This window comes from Arthrobacter sp. SO3 (genome assembly GCF_020532825.1).
Taxonomy (GTDB): Bacteria; Actinomycetota; Actinomycetes; order Actinomycetales; family Micrococcaceae; genus Arthrobacter.
Window position 1 is genome coordinate 6,187 of record NZ_MQTS01000145.1, and the last position, 1,908, is coordinate 8,094.

The following is a 1,908-nucleotide window of genomic DNA, read 5'->3' on the forward strand; positions in this document are numbered from 1 at the left end:
CCAGCTACACCGGGCCCGGGGCCCCCGGCCCAATCAGTGCCTCGATCTGCGCCGCGGGGACGGGGCGCCCGAAGTAGTAGCCCTGGCCGCTCGCGCAGCCCAAGCGAACCAGTTCAGCTGCCTGCTCTGCCGTCTCGATGCCTTCGGCAACTGCCTTGAGCCCGCAGGCGTGGATGAGGTGCAGCACTGCCGCGACGAAGTTGCTCTGCTCCTCGTCCGAGCCGAGCCCGTCGAACAGGCTCTTGTCGATCTTGACCACGTTGACCGGCAGTTTCCGCAGATAGCTGATGGAGGAATAGCCGGTGCCAAAGTCATCGATTTCAAGCTGCACACCCAGGCGCCGCAGCCCGCTCAGCGAATACTTGTCCACGTCCCCACCGTTGATCGCCATGGACTCCGTGAGCTCGATGATGAGGTTGGCGGCATCCACCCCTGTTTCGCGGAGGACGTCGCGGACGTTTTCGATCAGGTCGAGATTCTGCAACTCCGTCGTGGAGATGTTGACGCGGACATTGAAACTGCCGTCTACGTTCAGCTGCTGCTGCCAGTGCCGCAGTTGGCGCACGGCGTTCCGCAAGACCCAGTGGCCCAGGTCCACGATCATCCCCGTCTCTTCAGCCAGCGGGATGAATGAATCGGGCATCAGGAGTCCACGCTCCGGGTGGTTCCAGCGCACCAGCGCTTCAACGCCCTCGATCCGCTTTGTGGCAAGGTCCACTACCGGCTGATAATGCAGCGTGAGCTGGTCCTGGCGGATCGCCTCGCGCAGTTCGGTGATCATCACGCTCTGGAGCCGGCGGGCATAGAGCAGCGCCGGTTCGAACACCTTGATGCTGCTGTGCGGCTGGGCCTTGGCCGCGTACATCGCTGTGTCGGCCTCCATCACCAGATCGTCGACCGACTGGCCGGGTTCCGCCACCCGCAGTCCGATGCTGGTGCCGCAGGTGATTCGCAGGTCCCCGATTTCCAGGCTCTCGCCGAGGGCCTTGAGGATCCTGTTGGCGACCCGCCGTGCCCTGACCAGATTGGATTTCGGCAGCATCACGGCGAATTCGTCGCCGCCGAGGCGTGCGACTGTGTCTGTGTCGCGGACGGCATTTTGCAGCCGCCGCGAGATCACTCGGAGCACATCGTCGCCGGCGCTGTGGCCCAGGGTGTCGTTGATGCCCTTGAAGGAGTCGAGATCGAGGACCAGCAGGGCCGGTGGCAATTCGCCCCGGGATGTCTCGGCCAGGGCGTGGCTCAGGACCGAGTTCAGCGCCGTCCTGTTGGCAAGCTGGGTCAGCGGGTCGGTCAGCGCCATCCGCTCGAGCTCAACCTGGGCTTCACGGAGCATCGCCGTCCGGCTTTCGACGCGTTGCTCAAGTTCCTGGTAGATGGTCTGCAGGTCGTCCGCCATCAGGTTGATCCCGGCGATGACTGCGGCAACGTCGTCCCTGGCGCCGGAGTGGGGAATCCTGGTCGTCAGGTCACCGCCCGCAATTCGGACGATGCCTTCGACGAGGGCGTGCAGCCTGGGGTCCGGAGGATCAGTCTTCACTCGTGTAATGCCCTAACCAATCGATAGCCTCAGCCTCGGACATGAAGAACTGCGCCGGGATGCTTTCGGTCCTCGATCGCAACAGGTAGTGCGCGATCACGCGGTCGACGGGGCTTTCACCCACGAGGGCGAATGCGGACGCCGCGATTGAGGTGCTGTAGACGTGCCGCGCCTCGGGGCTGAGGCCCACCACACCCGTGATCACCAGCAGCACGGGCATCCGCCGGCCGTTGGCCAGGGCCCGGACTGCGGTTCCGGCCACCCGGGCCTCGGGACCCTCAATTTCCGCGCTGGCGGGCAGAGCGACTTCGATGATGCCGCCGTCGCGCATGCGGACGCCGATCGGCTCACCCGCCGCGGGCGCCATC

The 1,908-nt window shown here is 65.2% G+C and carries 1 protein-coding gene and 1 pseudogene; both read right to left on the reverse strand.

The features are described from left to right. Window positions 1-4 precede the first annotated feature (4 nt). The gene (locus BJQ90_RS13770; RefSeq protein ID WP_226760817.1) at window positions 5-1,540 is read right to left on the reverse strand and encodes a putative bifunctional diguanylate cyclase/phosphodiesterase; all 1,536 of its coding nucleotides are present in this window, start codon (window positions 1,538-1,540) and stop codon (window positions 5-7) included. Further along, window positions 1,530-1,908: pseudogene (locus BJQ90_RS13775) on the reverse strand (hypothetical protein); the annotation flags it as partial. The gene BJQ90_RS13770 and the pseudogene BJQ90_RS13775, both read right to left, overlap by 11 nt.